Source organism: Cupriavidus pauculus, assembly GCF_002858765.1.
GTDB classification, from domain to species: domain Bacteria; phylum Pseudomonadota; class Gammaproteobacteria; order Burkholderiales; family Burkholderiaceae; genus Cupriavidus; species Cupriavidus pauculus_B.
Window position 1 is genome coordinate 80,548 of sequence record NZ_PJRP01000001.1, and the last position, 20,228, is coordinate 100,775.

At 65.3% G+C, this 20,228-nt stretch carries 12 protein-coding genes; 2 read left to right on the plus strand and 10 right to left on the minus strand.

Going from position 1 to position 20,228, the window contains the following annotated elements; translation table 11 throughout:
• Window positions 1–41: 41 nt before the first annotated feature.
• Both CYJ10_RS00400 and CYJ10_RS00405 read left to right on the plus strand, forming a co-directional pair.
• Window positions 42–1,418 carry an L-serine ammonia-lyase gene (locus CYJ10_RS00400; RefSeq protein WP_101679618.1) on the plus strand — a complete coding sequence of 459 codons (1,377 nt, stop codon included), beginning with the start codon at window positions 42–44 and terminating at the stop codon, window positions 1,416–1,418.
• A gap of 78 nt (window positions 1,419–1,496) precedes the next feature.
• Window positions 1,497–2,243 carry an MBL fold metallo-hydrolase gene (locus tag CYJ10_RS00405; RefSeq protein WP_101680359.1) on the plus strand — a complete coding sequence of 249 codons (747 nt, stop codon included), beginning with the start codon at window positions 1,497–1,499 and terminating at the stop codon, window positions 2,241–2,243.
• 85 nt (window positions 2,244–2,328) lie between these two features.
• On the opposite strand, the gene CYJ10_RS00410 is transcribed toward CYJ10_RS00405, so the two are convergent.
• The 10 genes from CYJ10_RS00410 to atpD form a co-directional block, all read right to left on the minus strand.
• A complete protein-coding gene (locus CYJ10_RS00410) occupies window positions 2,329–3,444 on the minus strand; it encodes a YbdK family carboxylate-amine ligase (protein WP_101679619.1) in 1,116 nt (371 codons plus the stop codon).
• Entirely contained in the window at window positions 3,444–4,658 is a 1,215-nt protein-coding gene (locus CYJ10_RS00415; protein ID WP_101680360.1) for a cation:proton antiporter, read from the minus strand. Before CYJ10_RS00415 ends, CYJ10_RS00410 begins: the two co-directional genes overlap by 1 nt.
• A gap of 185 nt (window positions 4,659–4,843) precedes the next feature.
• Complete coding sequence (locus CYJ10_RS00420) at window positions 4,844–6,811, minus strand: hypothetical protein (protein ID WP_180862814.1); 1,968 nt, start codon at window positions 6,809–6,811, stop codon at window positions 4,844–4,846.
• Window positions 6,812–7,009: 198 nt separating this feature from the next.
• Window positions 7,010–8,161, minus strand: coding sequence for a branched-chain amino acid ABC transporter substrate-binding protein (locus CYJ10_RS00425; protein WP_101679620.1), 1,152 nt, complete (start codon window positions 8,159–8,161; stop codon window positions 7,010–7,012).
• A 157-nt stretch (window positions 8,162–8,318) separates the two neighbouring features.
• Entirely contained in the window at window positions 8,319–12,281 is a 3,963-nt protein-coding gene (putA, locus tag CYJ10_RS00430; RefSeq protein ID WP_101679621.1) for a trifunctional transcriptional regulator/proline dehydrogenase/L-glutamate gamma-semialdehyde dehydrogenase, read from the minus strand.
• A gap of 194 nt (window positions 12,282–12,475) precedes the next feature.
• Window positions 12,476–14,788: a primosomal protein N' gene (locus CYJ10_RS00435; protein WP_101679622.1), complete on the minus strand. Its 2,313-nt coding sequence runs from the start codon at window positions 14,786–14,788 to the stop codon at window positions 12,476–12,478.
• 501 nt (window positions 14,789–15,289) lie between these two features.
• Entirely contained in the window at window positions 15,290–16,393 is a 1,104-nt protein-coding gene (gene hemE / locus CYJ10_RS00445; RefSeq protein ID WP_101680362.1) for a uroporphyrinogen decarboxylase, read from the minus strand.
• Between the two features lie 102 nt (window positions 16,394–16,495).
• Window positions 16,496–17,452 (minus strand): alpha/beta hydrolase, encoded by a 957-nt coding sequence (locus tag CYJ10_RS00450; protein WP_101679624.1) that lies wholly within the window; start codon window positions 17,450–17,452, stop codon window positions 16,496–16,498.
• Between the two features lie 816 nt (window positions 17,453–18,268).
• Window positions 18,269–18,685 carry a F0F1 ATP synthase subunit epsilon gene (locus CYJ10_RS00455; protein ID WP_101679625.1) on the minus strand — a complete coding sequence of 139 codons (417 nt, stop codon included), beginning with the start codon at window positions 18,683–18,685 and terminating at the stop codon, window positions 18,269–18,271.
• Window positions 18,686–18,814: 129 nt separating this feature from the next.
• Window positions 18,815–20,218 (minus strand): F0F1 ATP synthase subunit beta, encoded by a 1,404-nt coding sequence (atpD, locus tag CYJ10_RS00460; RefSeq protein WP_101679626.1) that lies wholly within the window; start codon window positions 20,216–20,218, stop codon window positions 18,815–18,817.
• Window positions 20,219–20,228: the final 10 nt, after the last annotated feature.

Genomic DNA, 20,228 nt, shown 5'->3' on the forward strand with positions numbered 1-20,228 from the left:
GGTCCGACGGACCGCGCCGGCAACCAATCTGGAGTTCAGCCGTGGCAGTCAGCGTCTTCGATCTGTTCAAGGTGGGCATCGGCCCGTCGAGCTCCCACACCGTGGGTCCGATGCGGGCAGCCCTGATGTTCGCGCATGGCCTCGAACGCGACGGCCTGCTGCCCCGGGTGGGCAGCGTGCGCGTGGAGCTTTACGGATCGCTCGGCGCCACGGGCAAGGGACACGGCACCGACAAGGGTGTGATCCTGGGGCTGATGGGCGAATCGCCCGACACGGTCGAGCCCGACGCGATCGACAGCAAACTGGCAGCGCTGCGCGCCAGCAAGCAGCTGTCCCTGCTGGGCCAGCACGTCGTGCCGTTCGCGGAGCGCGAGCACATCGCATTCTATCGGCGCGAGGCCATGGCCGAACATCCAAATGGCATGAAGTTCCACGCCTTCGATGCCGATGGCGTGTCGCTGCGCGAAGCCCGCTACCTGTCGGTGGGTGGCGGCTTCGTCGTTACCGCCGGCGCGCCCAATACGCAGTTGCTGGCCGCCGACGAGCAGTTGCCGCATCCGTTCCGCACGGGTCGCGCGATGCTCGAAATGGCCCAGGCCAGCGGCAAGTCGATTGCCCGGCTCATGCTCGAGAACGAACTCACATGGCGCCCGGAGAACGATGTCACCAGCGGTCTGCTGCATATCTGGGACGTGATGCAGCAGTGCGTGGCGCGCGGCTGCCGCACCGACGGCGAACTGCCCGGCCCGTTCAAGGTCAAGCGGCGGGCACCGGAACTCTATCGACACCTGACACTGCACGCCGAGCGCGCGCTTTCCGATCCACTGTCAGTCATGGACTGGGTCAACCTCTACGCCATCGCCGTCAACGAGGAGAACGCCGCCGGTGGCCGCGTGGTCACGGCGCCCACCAATGGCGCGGCCGGCATCATTCCGGCCGTGCTGCACTACTACGACCGCTTCGTCCCGGGCGCCAATCCCCAGGGCGTGGTCGACTTCCTGCTGACGGCCGGGGCCATCGGCTTGCTCTACAAGCTCAATGCGTCGATCTCGGGCGCCGAGGTGGGCTGCCAGGGCGAAGTTGGCGTGGCTTGCTCGATGGCAGCCGGCGCGCTGGCCGCCGTGCTGGGCGGCACGCCGGAACAGGTGGAAAACGCGGCCGAGATCGGCATGGAGCACAACCTGGGCCTGACCTGCGATCCGGTGGGCGGCCTGGTGCAGATTCCGTGCATCGAGCGCAACGCCATGGCATCGGTCAAGGCCGTCAACGCGGCGCGCATGGCCTTGCGCGGCGACGGCACGCACTATGTGTCGCTGGACTCGGTCATCAAGACGATGCGCGAAACCGGTGCCGACATGAAGACCAAGTACAAGGAAACCGCCCGTGGCGGACTGGCCGTGAATATCGTGGAGTGCTGATTTGTGTGGATTCCAGTTGCCGGCGCTGGCCGGCGACGTATGATGGAAGCACTTTCGGTTTGCCAGAAAAATACCGCCATGCAGACCTTTCACCAGCTGTTCGACGAAGTTTCGTCCACCTTCACCTACCTGCTGATCGACGCTGACACGCGCGAGGCCGTGCTGATCGACCCCGTCGATCGACAGTCCACGCGCGATCTTGCGCTGCTAGAGCAGTCCGGCGCCAAGCTGGCCTGGGTGGTGGAAACCCATGCGCACGCCGATCACATCACTTCAGCCGGCCATCTCGCCCAGCTGACGGGCGCCAGCACGGCGGCGCCGTCAGGCTGCGACATCAAGCCCGCACGGAAACAACTGATCGACGGGGATACGATTCCGTTCGGCAGCCAGGTGCTGCGGGCGATCCACACGCCCGGCCATACCGCCGGCAGCATGAGCTACCTGTGGGAGGAGTCGTCGCCCGAGGGCGTGACGCGGCGCATCTTCACCGGCGACGCGCTGCTGATTGACGGCTGCGGTCGTACCGACTTCCAGTCGGGCGATGCCGGCACGCTGTTCGACAGCCTGACGCAGAAGCTTTTCCGCCTGCCCGACGACACGCACGTCTATCCCGCGCATGACTATAAGGGTCGAACCGAATCAACGATCGGCCATGAGCGCGCCACCAACAGCCGGATTGCCGGCCGCACGCGTGACGAGTTCATCGTGATGATGCGCAACCTGAACCTGCCGCGGCCCAAGCTGATAGACATCGCCGTCCCCGCCAACCAGCAGCTGGGTCTGGCCAATGGCCGCGACGGGGAGAGCGTGCCACACGGCATCTGACGCGAGACGATTTCGGGCTCTCCGGCGCGCCGGACCAATATCGATCCGGCCCGGCCCCAACCCGTGCGTCAGCCCAGGCGCTGCCTCAGGCTTCCCAAAGCTCGCAGGTACGGCGCACCGTGTCGCGCAGGCTGTGGGCCTCGTCGTTCACCGTTCGTACCAGACGTGCGTCGTTGTCGCGCGCTGCCGCCTGGGCGCGGATATTGGCCAGCGCCTGGAGCGAACCCAGCGCCTCGGCGTGTGGCTCCAGCGCGTCGCAGATCGACAGGATGTGGTCCGCGACCGGCATCCGGGTGAGTTCGTTCGGATGCACGTATTCCCCTTCCAGCCCGAAACGACAGGCCTGGAAGCGGTTGAACGTGTACACCAGGTAGTCGTCTTCCTGCGGCATGAACGGCCGCGACAGCAGCAGGTATCGCGCCAGCGCCTGGATATAGGCGGCGATGTCGCAGGCGCGCTGCACGGTCAGCGGCGTGTCCATCACGCGCACCTCGATCGTGCCGAACTCCGGCTTGGGACGGATATCCCAATAGAAGTCCTTCATGCTCTCGATCACGCCGGTGGCGCGCATCTTGTCGAAGTACGCCTTGAAGCCGTCCCATGTCAGCACATGCGGGGCACGGCCGCTCATCGGGAACGCCGCCACCGAATTCAGGCGCGCCGAGGCAAAGCCCGTATCCACGCCCTGCACGTAAGGCGACGAAGCGGCCAGCGCGATAAAGTGCGGCACGTAGCGACCAATCGCGTGGAGCAGGAACAGCGACTCGTCCGCACTTGGGCAGCCGATGTGGACGTGCTGGCCAAACACCGTGAACTGCTTGGCCAGGTAGCCATACAGTTCGGAAATGTACTGGTAGCGCGGCGAGTTCGAGATCGTGCGCTCCGACCAGACCTGGAACGGATGCGTGCCGCCGCCGCAGATGCCAAGGTTCAGCCCGCGCGACGCATTGATCATCAGATCGCGCATCACCGTCAGTTCCTCCAGCGCCTGCGCGTAGTCGCGGCAGATGCCGGTGCTGATCTCGATCATCGACGGGCTGATTTCCGGCTTGATGTCGCCGGCGTGTTGCGCGCCTTTCAGCGCGCGAAGCAGGTCGGGCGCGAACGGCGCCAGGTCATAGTCGTGCCGGTTGACGAGCTGCAGTTCCAGCTCGACGCCGAAGGTCAGCGCCTCGGAATGCTTGAACGGTTCGAGCGACATCAGCGCCCTCCTCCATGGTCGCGCGACTCGCCGGCGTAGCGCAGCGCCCACGCCGCAATAATCGGCGCCAGTAGCTGCTCGATCGCGAGCGCGCACAGGATGATCGATGCGAGCGGCGCCCCGGTGCCTGGGTACAGGCGGGCAACGTCGCTCATCAAAAGATAAGCCAGCCCGGACATCGGCGCCAGCGCGAGCCCGAGCGCCATGCACTGTCGCAGGCTCAGCCCCGAAAACGAACCCAGCGATACCACGCCGGCCAGCTTGGCAACGTGACGGAAGAACACCAGCGCCACGGCCAGCGACCCGCCCACCACCCAGTCCTTGGCGGTCAGCGGCAGGCCCAGGGACACCACCATCACGATGATCAGCAGGCTACCCGCGCTGCCGAAGTGCGTGGGCCACACATGCGGCTGGCGGTCCTGGTGCTTGAACACCACGCCGGCCAGCATCAGCGTCAGCGGCATCGACAGCTTCAGCACCCGCGTCAGCGCCAGCGTGAACAGCACCAGCCCCACCAGCACCAGAAAGCTGTAGTGGTCGTCGGCCGACATGCGCGCGTAGATTGCATGCCCGAACTTGCCCACCAGCCAAGCCAGCAGGCACGAGCCCACCAGCAGGTACAGCGGATGCAGCAGCGCCGCACCCAGGTTGCCGTATTCGGAATGGAGCCAGCCGGTGGCCACCTGCACGATGGCCGCGGCGTAGATCGAATTGAGCGCCGACATCGCCATCAGGCGTTCGGTGACCTGCCCGTCAGCTCGCAGTTCGTTCTTGAGCTGCAGCACGATGGTGGGCGAAGTGCTGACCGCGATACCGCCGGCCAGGATGGCCACACCCGGCGAGGCACCCATCCACTGCAGCACCGTGGACACCAGGCCCCAGGTCAGCAGGCTTTCGGCGGCACTCGTGATCAGGAGCCACGGATTGGCGCGCAGCCACGACAGCGACAACCGGTGACCAAGCTCGAACAGTGCCAGCGCCAGCGCCATGTCGATCAGCACCCGGGTCTGCGCGATCATGTTGTCGTCGACAATGCTGCGCCCGAGCATGCCGGCAAACAGCCCTACCACCGCGTAGCCGACGATACGCGGACAGCCCAGCCAGCGACGGCAGACTTCACCAGCCAGGCCCGCGCCTACCAGCGCAAGACCCACCCAGAACAGTCCGCCCGGCGCCAGCGGCAGCGAGGGAAAAAGTTGGCTCAATCCGTTCATGCGCGACATGGTAACGGAAGGACACGTCAGAAAATGTAAGTGCCTGTCCGACACTTTCCCGATCACGCCGACAACTTCTCCGTTCTCCAATGAAAAAGCGCCATCGTCTCCGATAGCGCTTTTGTAGGGCTTGCAAAATCAGATTCGTCCCTGGTGCGGTGGGTCACATTCTCCTGACCGCGCGATCAAACGCCCCAGACTTTCCACTTGGGCCGTGTGGCCTTCAAGGCTGTTTCCACCTTGGCGAACAAGCCACGCGTGCCGCCCTTTTCGGCATCGAGACCGCGCGCGCGCTCGAACCATCCGAGTGCCGTTTCGCGCTGGCCCATGCCAAGGGCAGCCTGCACTGCGGCCAGCCAGGTCTGTGCATCCCAGTCGTCACGTGCGGCAAAGGCGATCTGGAAGTCGGTGAGCGCCTCCGGATGGCGTTCCAGGTCCACCAGCAGCTTGGCGCGCTGCACGCGTGCGGGTGCCTGCTGCCGCGCATCGCCGTCGCCCAGTTCCACCGCTTGCTCCAGCAACGGCATGGCCCGTTCATGGTCACCCAGGTCGCGCCAGATCTGGCCGAAACGACCCGATACCCACGCGTCCTCGATCAGCAGCGAGCGCCTTTGTAGGGCCTCCAGTTCCGCGACGGCATCCGCCTTGTCGTGCTCGTCCATCGACGCCATGCCGGTCTGCAGCAAGGTGCCGTAGTGGGCGCGCGCATGAGCCATGGCGTGGGCGCCCTCGGTACGGGCCTCCACGGGCAGCGCATCGAGCCGGGCATCCATATGCGCCAACGCCGCGCTGGCCGATTCGGTGGCCTCGCGCCCGCCGATCGCCGCCCAGGCCGCCACCAGACGGCTGAAGGCCCAGCTCACGTCCGCCGGATTGCGCTCCACCGGATAGCGGTTCAGCACCTCGCCGGCCATATCCACCACCTGCTGATGCTGGCCGGCGGACGCGTACGCGTCGAGCAGGTCGATCCAGTGATCGATGAAATCGCTGGCCGCCATGCCCTTGCGGTGCAGCGCTACCTTCTCGTCCAGATGCGTGGCATCGGCCGGCAGTGTGCGTCCCAGCAGGCGGCACAGCAGCGAGTAAATATGGGGGTCGGCATTGCCGCCGTGGCCTTGGGCATCGCCCTCGCCGGTCTCGAAATACGCCTCGAAGCACGACAGGCCCTTGCGGCACGTGGCCTCCAGCATCGGCTTGAGCGCTGCCTGCGAGGCAGGCACTTCGTCCAGGAAACTGCCCAGTGCAGTCGCCGCATGGAAGTACAGCGCGCCATCGTCGGCGTCCGCCGTCACGGCGAAACCGGTCCACGCCGGTTGTGCCGGGGCGTTCGCCCCGGCGGCCACGTTGGCCTGATGGCGCCACGTCAGTGCGCGCACCTGCGCGAGCGGATCGGCCCGCTGGCGCAGATACGTCTCCAGATCGTCGAGCGCAGCGGCGGGTTCGGAACCCAGTCGCAGCGGCGCACGCAGGCGACGTGCCTCGGCGTGATCGGGCTGTTCGGCCAGCACGCGTTCGGCTTGAGCGGCGGCCAGCGCATCGCCCTGTGCGGGCGTCAGGTCAAGTAGTTCCGGGGAATCGAGCGCGATGCGCCCCAGGCAGATGCGCAGCAGCGCCTCGCCGAGCAATTCGGCGGCATCGCTGCGTGCCACGTAATCCTGCACCAGCGGCAGGATGTCGCTGGCGCCCAGATCGGGGGCACGGTACAGCAAGTCGTGCCAGTAGCGCCCGGCCAACGCAAAGTCGTTCAGCCGGAACGCGACAAAGCCCGCGTAGAAGTGCGCGGCCCATTCGCCGGTGGCCAGCCCGTTGCGGCGCGCCGCCTCGTGCAGCCACGGCTGCGCCTCGGTATCGCGGCCGTCGCGCATCAGCAATGTGCCATACATATGGACCAGCGCCCCGCGTGACGCCCAGCGGTGCATCGGCGCCAGCGGCAGTTCGGGCAGACGCGCCATGGCTTCGTCCAGCGCAGCCAGCGCGGCGGCCACGTCGCCGCGGTCAGACTGAATCTGCGCCCGCAACGCGGCGTAATCGACTACTTCGGGGTGCGCCGCCCACAATTGGTCGGCAATCTGCAGCGCCTCGTCATGGCGCCCGGCATTGGCCAGCGCGATCGCGTGCTCGTAACGGACATCCTGCACGGCCCGCTCCTTCATCAGAATTCGGCAAAGGCGGAATTATGCGCCATTGGCGTGACACGCTTGGGAGAGAACAGGGGGGAAAAAGGTCCTGCTTACTATTGCACACAAATAAAAAGCGCCGTCGCGGAGCACTCCGCGATGGCGCCAGTTCTGCACCAGACCTGACGGGAAAGTCGCCCGGCCTGCTTCGGATCGGCTGAATCGACCAGGCGCTTACTTGCCGCCCACCGTCTCCAGCACGGTCCACTTGCCGCCTTCGACCTTGTAGACGGTGATGCCGCCGTCCTTCAGGTCGCCGCGCGCGTCGTAGGCCAGGGTCTTGGTGGTCACGCCCTGCATGTTCGTGGCGGCCAGCACCGGCAGGTAGCGCGCCGGGTCGGCCGAGCCGGCCTTGATCATGGCGGTCATCATTGCGGTGGCGCCGTCATAGGCGTACGGCGAGTACGTCTGGACCTTCGAGCCGAAGCGCTTCTCGTACTTCTTCTCGTAGGCGGAGCCGCCCGGCATCTGTTCCAGCGGCAGGCCCGCCAGCGACACCACGGTGCCTTCGGCAGCCGTGCCGGCCAGCTTCAGGAAGTTGTCGGTCTTGGACATTTCGCCCGACACGATCGGTGCCTTCAGGCCCAGTTCCTTGACCTGCTTGGCCATCGGGGCCGATTGGGTCTCGGCGCCGCCGTAGAAGATCACGTCCGGGTTGCTGCGCTTGATGTTGGTCAGCACGGCCTTGAAGTCCACAGCCTTGTCGTTCGTGAACTCGCGGCGCACGATCTTGCCGCCGGCGGCCTTGGCAGCCTTCTCGAACTCGTCGGCCAGGCCCTGGCCGTAGGCGGTGCGGTCGTCGACGATGGCGATGTTCTTCGCGCCCAGCTTCTTCACCACGAAGGCGCCGATCACCGAACCCTGCTGGGTGTCGGACGTCATCATGCGGAACGTGGTCTTGAAGCCCTGCTTGGTGTACTCAGGCGCCGTGGCCATGGCGATCTGCGGAATGCCGGCGCGGTTGTAGACCATCGACGCCGGGATGCTGGTACCCGAGTTGAAGTGGCCGAGCATACCCTGGATGCCGGCGTCCACCAGCTTCTGAGCCACCACCGAACCGGTCTTCGGGTCGGCCTGGTCGTCTTCGGAGATCAGGACGAACTTGACTTCCTTGCCACCGATCTTCGGCTTCGTGGCGTTCATGTCGTCGATGGCCAGGACGATGCCGTTCTGCATGTCCTTGCCGTACTGTGCCTGGCCGCCGGTCAGCGGGCCGGCGTAGCCCAGCTTGATTTCCTGTGCCTGGGCGAAAGCGGCCGAGGCGGCGGTCAGGCCTGCAACGGCCATGGCAACGGTCATGGCCGTCTTGCGGAATGTCGAGCTCATCAGTTCTCCTTGGGTCCCATAGGGTGCCATATGGTGCCGGTGTCGGCATATTTGCGGATCGGCGTTGGCAGCACCGTTCCGTTCCTGGGTTGCGGGCAGGGTCGGGATCGCCGGCCCCCACCACGCGCTTTGCTGACAATCCGCCGGGCCGGTGACCTCAGCCGATCGTCATCAGACTTGCATTGCCGCCCGCCGCCGCCGTATTGACAGACAGCGAACGCTCGATCAACAAACGCTCCAGCGCGATATTCGGTTCACCTTGGGCCATGCCCTGCACGCTGACGATCGGACCAGGGCGCGTGGCCACCTGTTCGCAAACCGTGCGCAGCTGGTCGGAATCGCCGTGGTGCAGCACAGCGTCAAAGGCGATGTCCGTGCCCTGCCAGTCGGAAACCACGCGGACGCGCGATTGTACTGCGGCAGGCAGGCGCGCCAACAGGGCCTTTGCAACAGGTGTGTCAGTCCACAACGCTTCGGAACCTACCGCCAGCACGGCCGCCAGTTGCAGCGCCAGATCGGATTCCTGCTGGGCCAGGCACAGCACGCGCTCACGCGGCAGCAGCGAGTACGTATTGCGCTCGCCGGTGGGGCCGGGCAGCGTCACCGACAGGCCCGAGGCCGAGGCTGCGGCGAAGCGCCCGCAGGCGTCCGCCACGTCCGGCAGGCTGGCTTTGGCCCAACCCTGCAGGGCGGTCAGCGCGGCGTTCTCCGGCGCCGCCGCCGTGGCGTCGCCCATGTCGGACGTGCGCACGCCACGTACCACGGCATCCTGCGGGCACACCGACAGCAGGCGATGCAGATACAGCGGGCCGCCAGCCTTGGGGCCGGTGCCCGACAGGCCTTCGCCGCCAAATGGCTGCACACCCACCACGGCGCCCACGATGTTGCGGTTCACATACAGGTTGCCCACATGCGCGCGGTTGACGATGTGCGCGATGGTCTCGTCGATCCGCGTGTGGATACCCAGCGTCAGGCCGTAGCCGGTGCCGTTGATCTGGCCGATCATCGTGTCCAGCGCGGCGCGCGGGTAGCGCACCACGTGCAGCACGGGGCCGAACACCTCGCGCTTCAGCTCCGCGATCGAATCCAGCTCGATCAGCGTCGGCGGCACGAACGTGCCGTTGCGGCAGGCCGCCGATTGCGCGGCACCCAGGTCGGCCTGGTGCACACGGCGGCCCTTGGCGCGCATGGCTTCGATATGGCGCACGATATTGCCTCGCGCTTCGTCGTCGATCACCGGGCCGACGTCGGTCGACAGGCGATCCGGGTTGCCCAGCGTCAGTTCGCCCATGGCACCCTTGAGCATTTCCAGGATGCGGTCGGCCACGTCTTCCTGCAGGCACAGCACGCGCAGCGCCGAGCAGCGCTGGCCGGCGGAGTCGAACGCCGAGTTCACGACGTCGCCCACCACCTGTTCGGCCAGGGCCGACGAGTCGACGATCATCGCGTTCTGGCCGCCGGTTTCGGCGATCAGTGGAATCGGACGGCCGGCGGCGTCCAGGCGGCCCGCCACATTACGCTGCAGCAGGCGCGCCACTTCGGTCGAGCCCGTGAACATCACGCCCTTGACGCGGGCATCGCCCACCAGCGCGGCGCCCACCGTTTCGCCACGGCCCGGCAGCAGTTGCACGGCGCCAGCCGGCACGCCCGCATCGCGCAGCAGACGCACGGCGGCGGCGGCGATCAGCGGGGTCTGCTCGGCCGGCTTGGCCAGCACCGGGTTGCCGGCGGCCAGGGCTGCGGCCACCTGGCCGGTGAAGATCGCCAGCGGGAAGTTCCACGGGCTGATACAGACCACCGGGCCCAGCGGACGGTGCGTGTCGTTCGAGAAGGTCTCGCGCACCTGCACCGCGTAGTAGCGCAGGAAGTCCACGGCTTCGCGCACTTCGGCGATGGCGTTCGAGAACGTCTTGCCAGCCTCGCGCATGATGATGCCCATCAGCGACTGCATCTGGGCTTCCATCAGGTCGGCGGCACGCTCCAGCGCGGCGGCGCGCACTTCGGGCGGCGTGGCTTGCCAGATCGGCGCCACGTTGCCGGCGGCCACCAGTGCGGCTTCGATCTCGGCCGGCGTGGCTTCGCTGACGTGGCCCACCACGTCGCGATGGTCGGCCGGGTTCAGCACCGGCTCGGACTTGGCGTCGCCACGGTCCACATCGGCGCCGAGTTGCGGATCTGCGCGCAGCGCGTCGCTGGTGCCGGCCAGCAGCGCCGACGACAGCGACGCCAGGCGATGTTCGTTCGACAGGTCGATACCGGCCGAATTGGCGCGCGAGTCGCCGTAGAGCGTGCGCGGTTGCGGAATGCGCGGGTGCGGCAGGCCCATCGTGCCTTCCGTCTTGTGCATCTGCTCGACCACGGTCACTGGGTCGGCCACCAGTTCGTCGAGCGGAATCGTTTCATCGGCGATCCGGTTCACGAACGACGTGTTGGCGCCGTTTTCCAGCAGGCGGCGCACCAGGTACGCCAGCAGCGTCTCGTGCGTACCCACCGGGGCGTAGATCCGGCACGGGCGGCCGAACTTGCCATCGGCCTTGGCGCCCACCACCTGGTCGTACAGCGGCTCACCCATGCCGTGCAGGCACTGGAATTCGTACTGGCCGGGGTAGTAGTTCTGCCCGGCGATCTGGTAGATGGCCGACAGCGTGTGCGCGTTGTGCGTGGCGAACTGCGGGTAGATCGCGTCCGGCACCGACAGCAGCTTGCGTGCGCAGGCCACGTACGACACATCGGTATAGACCTTGCGCGTGTAGACCGGATAGCCCTCTAGGCCATCCACCTGGCCGCGCTTGATTTCGCTGTCCCAGTACGCGCCCTTGACCAGACGGATCATCAGGCGATGGCGGCTGCGGCGCGCCAGGTCGATCAGGTAGTCGATCACGAACGGGCAGCGCTTCTGGTAGCCCTGCACCACGAAGCCGATGCCGTTCCAGCCGGCCAGCTCGGGCTCGAAGCACAGGCGTTCCAGCAGGTCGAGCGAGATTTCCAGGCGGTCGGCTTCCTCGGCGTCGATGTTGATGCCGATGTCGTACTGGCGGGCCAGCATCGTCAGGCTCTTCAGGCGGCCGTACAGTTCGGTGATCACGCGCTCGTGCTGGGCGCGGCTGTAGCGCGGGTGCAGCGCCGACAGCTTGATCGAGATGCCCGGGCCTTCATAGATGCCCCGGCCGCGCGATGCCTGGCCGATGGCGTGGATGGCCTGCTCGTACGACGCCAGGTAGCGCTGGGCATCGGCCTCGGTCATCGCCGCTTCGCCAAGCATGTCGTACGAATAGCGGAAACCTTCGGCTTCGTACTTGCGGGCGTTGGCCAGCGCTTCGGAAATTGTCTCACCGGTCACGAACTGCTCGCCCATCAGGCGCATGGCCATATCCACGCCCTTGCGGATCAGCGGCTCGCCGCCCTTGCCGATGATGCGCGTCAGCGCCTTCGACAGGCCGGCTTCGGTATGGGTGGCCACCAGACGGCCGGTCAGCAGCAACCCCCAGGTGGCGGCGTTGACGAACAGCGACGGGCTCTGGCCCAGGTGCGACTGCCAGTTGGCGCCGCTGATCTTGTCGCGGATCAGCGCGTCGCGCGTGGCCTTGTCGGGGATGCGCAACAGGGCCTCGGCCAGGCACATCAGCGCCACGCCTTCCTGCGACGACAGCGAAAACTCCTGGATCAGGCCCTGCACCAGGCCTTCGCGGCCGGTGCCCACCTTCTGCTCGCGCAGCTTTCGCGCCAGCGCCTTAGCCATCTTAATGGCAGCGTCGGCCTGAGCCTGGGGCAGGCGCGCCTGTTCCAGCAGCACCGGCACGCACTCGGTTTCGGGCCGGCGGTAGGCCGACGTGATCGCGGCGCGCAGCACCGACTGCGGCTGGATGCTCTGGGCAAACTCAAGGAACGGCTGCGGCATGGCGTCGCCGTGGGCCGCGTCGCCGGCGTCGGCGCCCTCGCCATCCGCCAGCCCGGCGGCGCCTGCCTCATGCGGCAGATGACCACGCTCAACCTGTTCCAGGTACGTGAAAATCGCCTGCTTGATCAGCCAGTGCGGCGTGCGGTCAATCGATTGGGCAACACGTTTGAGGCGTTCGCGCGAAGCATCGTCAAGCTTGACGCCGAGGGTGGTGGTGGCCATGCGGGCAGTTCTCCAGCGGATCTTGGTAAGACGGTTGGCAGTCCTGGCGATACGCGCGAGCGTACCGGCCAGACTACCGGGCTGGCGCGATCTTACTCTCGGAGATTTACTAGGTGCAACCTAGTGCAACCACTTAGTTCTACCGCCGCGAAAAGGTTGCACTTGCGCAACATTCTCCTCGCCACGGCGGGCCGTCAGATCCGCAACGGATCGATTTCCAACTGCCAGCGCACGCCTTTTACCCGTGCCCCAACATCTTCAAAAGTTGACACCCACTCACTCACAAAGCGCTGCAAGATGGGGCGCGAGCCCGCCTCCACCAGCATCTGGGCGCGTTCCTTGTTGAACAGCCGGACCATCGACATCGGCACCGGATCATGCAGTTGCACCTCGGGCGCCATCGCGCAGGCGTTGGCCTGCTCGCGCGCCGCCTGCAGGAACGCTAGGGCGCGCTCCAGCTGGCCGTGCTCGGCGGTAATCAGCACCTGGTAGGCAAACGGGGGCAACCCAGCCTGCCGCCGCTCGCGCAACTGGCTGGCCGCGAATCCATCATAGTCATGGCGCGCCAGCGCCTGCAATGCGGGGGCGTCCGGGTAGCGCGTCTGGATCAGGACTTCGCCGCCAAGCCCCGCCCTGCCAGCCCGGCCAGACACCTGCATCAACGATGCAAAGAGGTGCTCGGCGGCGCGGAAGTCGTGGCTGAACATCGCGGCATCCGGGTGGACGATGCCGACCAGCGTCACGCGCTGGAAGTCATGCCCCTTGGCCACCATCTGCGTGCCGACCAGGATATCCACCTCGCCCGCGTGCACCTCGTCGAACATGGCCTGGGCGCTGCCCTTGCGGCGCGTGGAATCGGCATCGATCCGGGCGATGCGGGCCTGGGGAAAGCGCGTGGCCAGCGCTTCTTCGATACGCTGGGTGCCACGTCCAAGTGGCGCAATATCCACGTTGCCACAATCGGGGCAGTGATGCGGCACCGGCGATTCCAGACCGCAGTGGTGGCAGCGCAGACGCCGTTCGGGACGATGCAGCACCAGGTACGCGGAACAGCGCGGGCAACCCGAAAGCCAGCCGCAGCTATCGCAAGCCAGTACGGGCGCATAGCCGCGCCGGTTCAGGAACAGCAGACTTTGCTGGCCACGGTCCAGCCGCTGCTGGATGGCGTCGAGCAGCGGCACCGACAAGCCTTCATACAGCGTGCGCTGACGCTGGCGCTCGTGATTGAGGTCGATCAGCCGCACAGTCGGCAAGGTTGCATCGGCCTGCGCGCGCTCGCGCAGCACCAGCTTGCGATACGCACCCTGCTCCGCCCGATACCAGGTCTCCATCGACGGCGTTGCCGACCCGAGCACCACGGGGATGCCAAGCTGGTTGGCGCGCCACACGGCGAGGTCGCGCGCCGAGTACCGCAGACCTTCCTGCTGCTTGTAGGACGTATCGTGCTCTTCGTCGACCACGATCAGACTCAGGTGCGGCATCGACGCCATCACGGCCATGCGCGTACCCAGCACGATGCGCGCCTCGCCACGGTGGGCAGCCAGCCATTGCAGGCTGCGTTCCTGATCCGCCAGCCCGCTGTGCAGTACCGCCAGTGGCAAATGGGGAAAGCGTTCCGCGATGCGCGATTGCAGCTGCGGCGTGAGATTGATCTCAGGCACCAGCATCAGCACCTGGGCTGAAGGATCGGCCGCCAGCCGTTGGGCCATGGCATGAAGGTAGACCTCAGTCTTGCCGCTGCCCGTTACGCCGTGCAGCAGGAAGGCCGCGTAGGCTTGCGCCGCCGCGATGGCGTCCACCGCGAGTTGCTGCTCCGCATGCAAGGCGGGCGCGGCAGATGGCTCGCGGCTCGTGTCCGTTTCCAGCAGCGGCCGGTCGGCATGCATGCATTCGAGCCAGCCAGCGGTGGTCCACTCTTCCAGGCGCTGGGGCGCCGCCGTGCAAAGTTCGCGGGCGTCGGCCAGGCGTACCCAGTCCTGCGTATCGATCAGCGCATCGGCCAGCGCCCGGACGGTGCGCGCACGCGGCGGCGCCGCCTCTCGCAGCGCTTCTGCCTGGCCGGGGCGTACCCGGTACTGTGTGGTGCGCGCGCGCTGCCCCAACCGCTCCCAGGTTTCGGCCTCGCGCAACGAAGGGGGCAAGGCGGGCAGCATGACCTCACCGAGCCGGCGGTGGTAATAGCGCGCGGCAAAGCGAGCTAATGCGATCCATTCGTCGCTCATCGGCGGCATCCAGCCGATCCGCTGGACGATGGGACGCAGCTTGTCCTCCGGCACGTCGGAGTTATCCACACGCGCTACCGCCACGCCCACGGCCTGACGCTTGCCGAAGGGCACTACCACCAGTTCGCCAGGCGCCACACCGTCATCGGCCAGATAGTCGAAACAGTCGTCTGCCGGCGTGTCGAGGGCGACGCGAACGATGCGAGGGGCGGGAAACTGTGGGGAAGACGCGACACCCTCTGCGGTGGAGGCCTTTTGCGCGGTATCAGGCATGTCGGAGGTCATGCGCAGACCCCGGCATGGTGCAGCCCGGTTGCGCTGTCGTTGTGCATGCGGAGCGCTTCAGAGGCGGGGGCAAAAGTCTGTGTGCGGCGCAACATCAACTTAAAGTAAAACTTCAAATGTGACCCTAAGTCGATGATCCACGGATGGTTTTCCACCGCCTTCATCGCCCCTGTGGATAACTTTGTTGAAAAGTCGCACAAACTTCCCGGCAAGGCGCTTGACACAAGGCTTTCATCGTCCTTGCACCCCCCTTTGCAGAACATTCAAAGCCTTATGAATCAAGGACTTGCAAACACCCCCCAACTGAGTTAAGGGGTAACCCGCTCGTGCAGTGCCGCAAACCTATCGGTGTGCATAAGTCAAGCCTTGACAGCAAGCCCCTCGCACCTTTTTGGCGAAATATCGTTAAATAGTTTACTTGACAGGACGCATGCGCCGCCTGCCGCGCCACTGCACGGCAGATACCCATCACATCGCTGCGTCGCGGGGAACCCGTCAATATCAGGCCGAAGGTGCAACCTTGCCGTTGCGCAGCTTGCGGCTGTGGCTGTGCACTTCGTCCACCAGCACCGCCACGTTTTCCGGCGGCGTGAATTGCGAAATGCCATGTCCGAGGTTGAAGACATGACCGTCACTGCCGCCGCCGGCTGCGTAGCTATCCAGCACGCCGCGCGCCTGCTCGCGGATTGCCGCTTCCGACGCAAACAGCACGGTGGGATCGATGTTGCCCTGGAGCGCGACCTTGCCCTCGGTGCGACGCCGCGCCTGAGTCAGGTTGACCGTCCAATCCAGCCCGATCGCGTCGGGTTCGATGGCGGCTATCTGCTCCAGCCAGATGCCACCGCCCTTCGTGAACACGATGACCGGAATCTGCTGGCCGTCGTGCTCGCGCTTCAGACCCTGCAACACGCGTCGCATATAAGCGAGCGAGAAGGTCTGGTACATGCCGTCGGCCAGCGCGCCACCCCAGGTGTCGAACACCATGACGGCCTGCGCGCCCGCTTCGATCTGGGCATTGAGATAGGCGGAAACGGCCTGCGCGTTGATCTCCAGGATCCGGTGCATCAGGTCAGGGCGTGCGTACATCATCGCCTTGACGGTGCGGAAGTCGTCCGACCCGCCGCCCTCGACCATATAGCAGGCCAGCGTCCAGGGGCTGCCCGAGAATCCAATCAGCGGCACGCGCTGGGCGCCATCCTGCACCAGGGCGCGGCGAATCTCGCTGACCGCGTCGAATACGTACTGCAGCGAAGACATATCCGGCACGGCCAGCTTGGCCACGTCGGCTTCGGTGCGCAGCGGATGGGCGAAGCGCGGACCTTCGCCCTGGGCAAAGGACAGGCCCAGGCCCATCGCGTCGGGTACGGTCAGGATGTCCGAGAACAGGATGGCAGCGTCGAGCGGATAACGATCGAGCGGTTGCAGCGTCACTTCCGTGGCATATGCCGGGTTCTTCGCCAAGCCCAGGAAGCTGCCGGCGCGCGCACGCGTGGCGTTGTACTCGGGCAGGTAGCGGCCGGCCTGACGCATCAGCCAGAGCGGCGTGTATTCGGTCGGTTGCCGGCGCAGCGCGCGCAGGAAGGTGTCGTTCTGCAGTACTGTCATGGTCATCCTCGTAAGACCGCCATTCTACGGGAACGCCGTCCCGTGCAGCCGTCCCCGAGGATGATGGGCGTCATATCGGCGGCAGCTTCGGCGCGTCGTGCGTCAGATATCGTCGAACGCGGCCACAAAGGCCTGGGCCGCGCGGCGCATCCATTCGCGGGCACGCGGGGCATCGGGCTGCAGCCGGGCAAAACCGTGCGTCATGCCGCTGGCCTCGATCGTCACCACGGGTGCATCGTGGCGCACCAGGAAATCGGCATAGGCCAAGCCATCATCGCGCAGCACGTCATTGGATGCCACGATGACCACGCTGGCGGGCGGCAAATGGCGCGGCGGGGTGGCCATCAGGTGAATGCGCGGGTCGGCGTGCGCGGCCCCGAGCGCCAGGGCTTCGGCACCGATGTATTGCGTCCAGAACCACGCCATCTCGTCGCGCGTCAGACCCGGACCATCGGCAAAGGCGCGATAGCTTTCGGTTGTCAGTACCGGTGCGGCGACCGGGTAGATCAACAACTGGGCATTGACCACGTGGCTGCCGGCGGCGTCGTTGAGATGGCGCGCTGCAACGGCGGCCAGATGACCACCGGCGCTGTCGCCAGCGACGGCCAGGAACTCCGGCGCGAGCCCGAGCCGATCACGTGCATCGGCGAGCCACTGCACCGCCGCGATGGCGTCGTCGCAAGGCTTCGGGAACGGCTGCTCGGGCGCGAGGCGGTAGTCGACGCTGGCCACGGCGCAGCCCGTATCGGCAGCCAGCAATGCAGCCACCGTGTGATGCGTGCCCGGCGATCCGACTACCCAGCCGCCACCGTGGAAATAGACAATCAGCCGCGGCCGGTCGACGTCCATCGGTCGGAATAGTCTGACCGCCAGCGTTGCGCCATCCACCGGAAGCGCTAGGTCGGTGAACGTGATGCCTTCGGGGTCCGACAACTGCGAGCGCGCGGCGACGTCCTCGAAGCGGGCACGGCGCTCGACGGCACTCTGGGCGACGGGTTGACCGGCATACACTTCCGCCATCTGGCGGTAATAGGCTTGCAGCTGGGGATCGATAGCCATGGCGGGGATCTAGCGGAGGTCGAACGTCCGCCAGTGTAGCGGTTAAGGCGCGCGTGCCGGGGCTCTTTGTTAGCGCCGAAAGATGCCCCTGGAACCGTATCGAATCGTAACGCTGGATGCGCTAGCGAACACAATTTTCGCGGCCACATTTCGGACATCCCACGAAGGTGGGGACAGTCTTAAGCGTTGACCGAAAAAACGTAATGCATTCAGTACACTACGCTCACAATGTCTTAACAATTTAAGCCAAGGAAATTGCTAGACGGTGTCGTGAAAACGCTTTCAAAAACGAGCAAAAGTGTCCAAAACGCCGGATTTTTACCGGCCGAGCTTTCATCTTCTTTCAAAAGGATACATTTTGTTACTGCCATCCCAAGAAGTTTCCCCCACAATGCATTGACAGACCAGCGCTTGGTGTGAGGCACCCCCGCCGCTAAAGTCTTGAAAAATAAGGGGTGTGGAAGAAAGCCTGAGCAGTTCCCCGATTTATCCGGACCAGACGATCGAAATCGACTGATCCGGACTACCAGGAAGACCGGTAGCGCGCGGCTTGAGTTTTCGATAATTGAAACTCGCCGATGATGCGGACAAAAAAGTTCCGCTGCGCTTTTAAGTGAATCCTGGACCGAACCCGTTCCTTCGAATTGACCCCTCGAAGGGATTTTCCCGTCCGCGCGGAGCCTCCCCGGCCCGCGCGCTTTTTTTTGTGGTCCAGGCAACGAAATATAGCGTCCGGAAGAAAAAAAGGCAGCCAATCGGCTGCCTTTTTCATTTTCCACGCCGAAAAAACAACAGCGTGGCGACTGCAGGTAGTGCTTACTTCTTACGACGCAGACGGGCGATAGCAGCCAGTTGCGCTGCGGCCACGGCCAGCTCGCTTTGAGCGCGCGCCAGGTCCAGGTCGCTGCTCTGGTTCTGCATCAGTTCCTCTGCAGCGCGCTTGGCATCCTGCGCCTTGGCTTCGTCCAGGTCGCTGCCGCGGATGGCGGTATCGGCCAGAACGGTCACGTGCTGAGGCTGCACTTCAAGAATGCCGCCAGCGACGAACACAAATTCCTCGCTGCCGTCTTCCTTCTCGATGCGCACCGCACCCGGCTGGATGCGGGTGATCAGCGGCGTGTGGCCCGGCAGAATGCCCAGTTCACCCGTCTCGCCCGGCAGCGCCACGAACTTCGCCTGACCGGAGAAGATCGACGATTCGGCGCTGACGACGTCTACAAGAATGGTTGCCATATAAGATCCTTTCTCCAGAAAGCGTTTGCTTCCCGCAAATCAGGAAGCACGATCTTCGCCTTCGCGCCGGCTGCGGCCGCGTGCCGGAGCACGGCAGCCACAATCTGGCGCAAAGGCGAAAGACGCCGCTTACTGAAGCTTCTTGGCCTTCTCGAAGGCTTCGTCGATCGCGCCGACCATGTAGAAGGCCTGTTCCGGCAGGTGATCGCACTCGCCATCCACCAGCATCTTGAAACCACGGATGGTTTCCTTCAGCGGCACGTACTTGCCCGGCGAACCCGTGAACACTTCGGCCACGTGGAATGGCTGCGACAGGAAACGCTGGATCTTACGAGCGCGCGACACGGCCAGCTTGTCTTCCGGAGACAGTTCGTCCATGCCCAGAATCGCGATAATGTCGCGCAGTTCCTTGTAGCGCTGCAGGGTCTGCTGCACGCGGCGGGCCACTTCGTAGTGTTCCGTACCCACGACTTGCGGATCCAGCTGGCGCGAGGTCGAGTCGAGCGGATCGACGGCGGGGTAGATACCCAGCGCGGCGATGTCACGCGACAGCACGACGGTCGAGTCCAGGTGCAGGAAGGTGGTAGCCGGCGACGGGTCGGTCAAGTCATCGGCAGGCACGTACACGGCCTGGATCGACGTGATCGAGCCAGTCTTGGTCGACGTAATGCGCTCCTGCAGCTTGCCCATTTCTTCAGCCAGCGTCGGCTGATAGCCCACGGCGGAAGGCATACGGCCCAGCAGTGCCGACACTTCGGTACCGGCCAGCGTGTAGCGGTAGATGTTGTCGACGAAGAACAGGATGTCGCGGCCTTCGTCGCGGAAGCGCTCGGCCATCGTCAGGCCGGTCAGCGCCACGCGCAGACGGTTGCCCGGCGGCTCGTTCATCTGGCCGAACACCATGGCCACCTTGTCGAGCACGTTCGAGTCCTTCATTTCGTGGTAGAAGTCGTTCCCTTCACGGGTACGCTCGCCCACGCCGGCAAACACCGACAGACCGCTGTGCTGCTTGGCGATGTTGTTGATGAGCTCCATCATGTTCACGGTCTTGCCGACGCCGGCGCCACCGAACAGGCCCACCTTGCCGCCCTTTGCGAACGGGCACACCAGGTCGATCACCTTGATGCCGGTTTCCAGCAGGTCAACCGACGGCGACAGTTCGTCGAACTTCGGTGCCTTCTGGTGAATCCCGCGCTTTTCATCAGCGACGATCGGGCCGGCTTCGTCGATCGGGCGACCCAGCACGTCCATGATGCGGCCCAGCGTACCGTGGCCAACCGGCACGGAGATGGGGGCGCCGGTGCTCTTCACCGACATGCCACGGCGCAGGCCGTCCGACGAGCCCAGGGCAATGGTACGCACCACGCCGTCACCGAGCTGTTGCTGCACTTCAAAGGTCAGCCCCTTCTCGGCGAACGACTTGTCGTTGCCCTCTTCGAGGACGAGTGCGTCGTACACCTTCGGCATTGCGTCGCGCGGGAACTCGATGTCCACCACGGCGCCAATGCACTGCACAATATTTCCGATACTCATTTCGTATCTC

Excerpts from the sequence above, each read along its gene's own strand:
- atpD (WP_101679626.1), bottom strand. The coding sequence starts at position 20,218 with ATGAGTATCGGAAATATTGTGCAGTGCATTGGCGCCGTGGTGGACATC.
- CYJ10_RS00420 (WP_180862814.1), bottom strand. The coding sequence starts at position 6,811 with ATGAAGGAGCGGGCCGTGCAGGATGTCCGTTACGAGCACGCGATCGCG.
- CYJ10_RS00455 (WP_101679625.1), bottom strand. The coding sequence starts at position 18,685 with ATGGCAACCATTCTTGTAGACGTCGTCAGCGCCGAATCGTCGATCTTC.
- CYJ10_RS00415 (WP_101680360.1), bottom strand. The coding sequence starts at position 4,658 with ATGAACGGATTGAGCCAACTTTTTCCCTCGCTGCCGCTGGCGCCGGGC.
- putA (WP_101679621.1), bottom strand. The coding sequence starts at position 12,281 with ATGGCCACCACCACCCTCGGCGTCAAGCTTGACGATGCTTCGCGCGAA.
- CYJ10_RS00410 (WP_101679619.1), bottom strand. The coding sequence starts at position 3,444 with ATGTCGCTCGAACCGTTCAAGCATTCCGAGGCGCTGACCTTCGGCGTC.
- CYJ10_RS00405 (WP_101680359.1), top strand. The coding sequence starts at position 1,497 with ATGCAGACCTTTCACCAGCTGTTCGACGAAGTTTCGTCCACCTTCACC.
- CYJ10_RS00425 (WP_101679620.1), bottom strand. The coding sequence starts at position 8,161 with ATGAGCTCGACATTCCGCAAGACGGCCATGACCGTTGCCATGGCCGTT.
- hemE (WP_101680362.1), bottom strand. The coding sequence starts at position 16,393 with ATGACAGTACTGCAGAACGACACCTTCCTGCGCGCGCTGCGCCGGCAA.
- CYJ10_RS00450 (WP_101679624.1), bottom strand. The coding sequence starts at position 17,452 with ATGGCTATCGATCCCCAGCTGCAAGCCTATTACCGCCAGATGGCGGAA.
- CYJ10_RS00435 (WP_101679622.1), bottom strand. The coding sequence starts at position 14,788 with ATGACCTCCGACATGCCTGATACCGCGCAAAAGGCCTCCACCGCAGAG.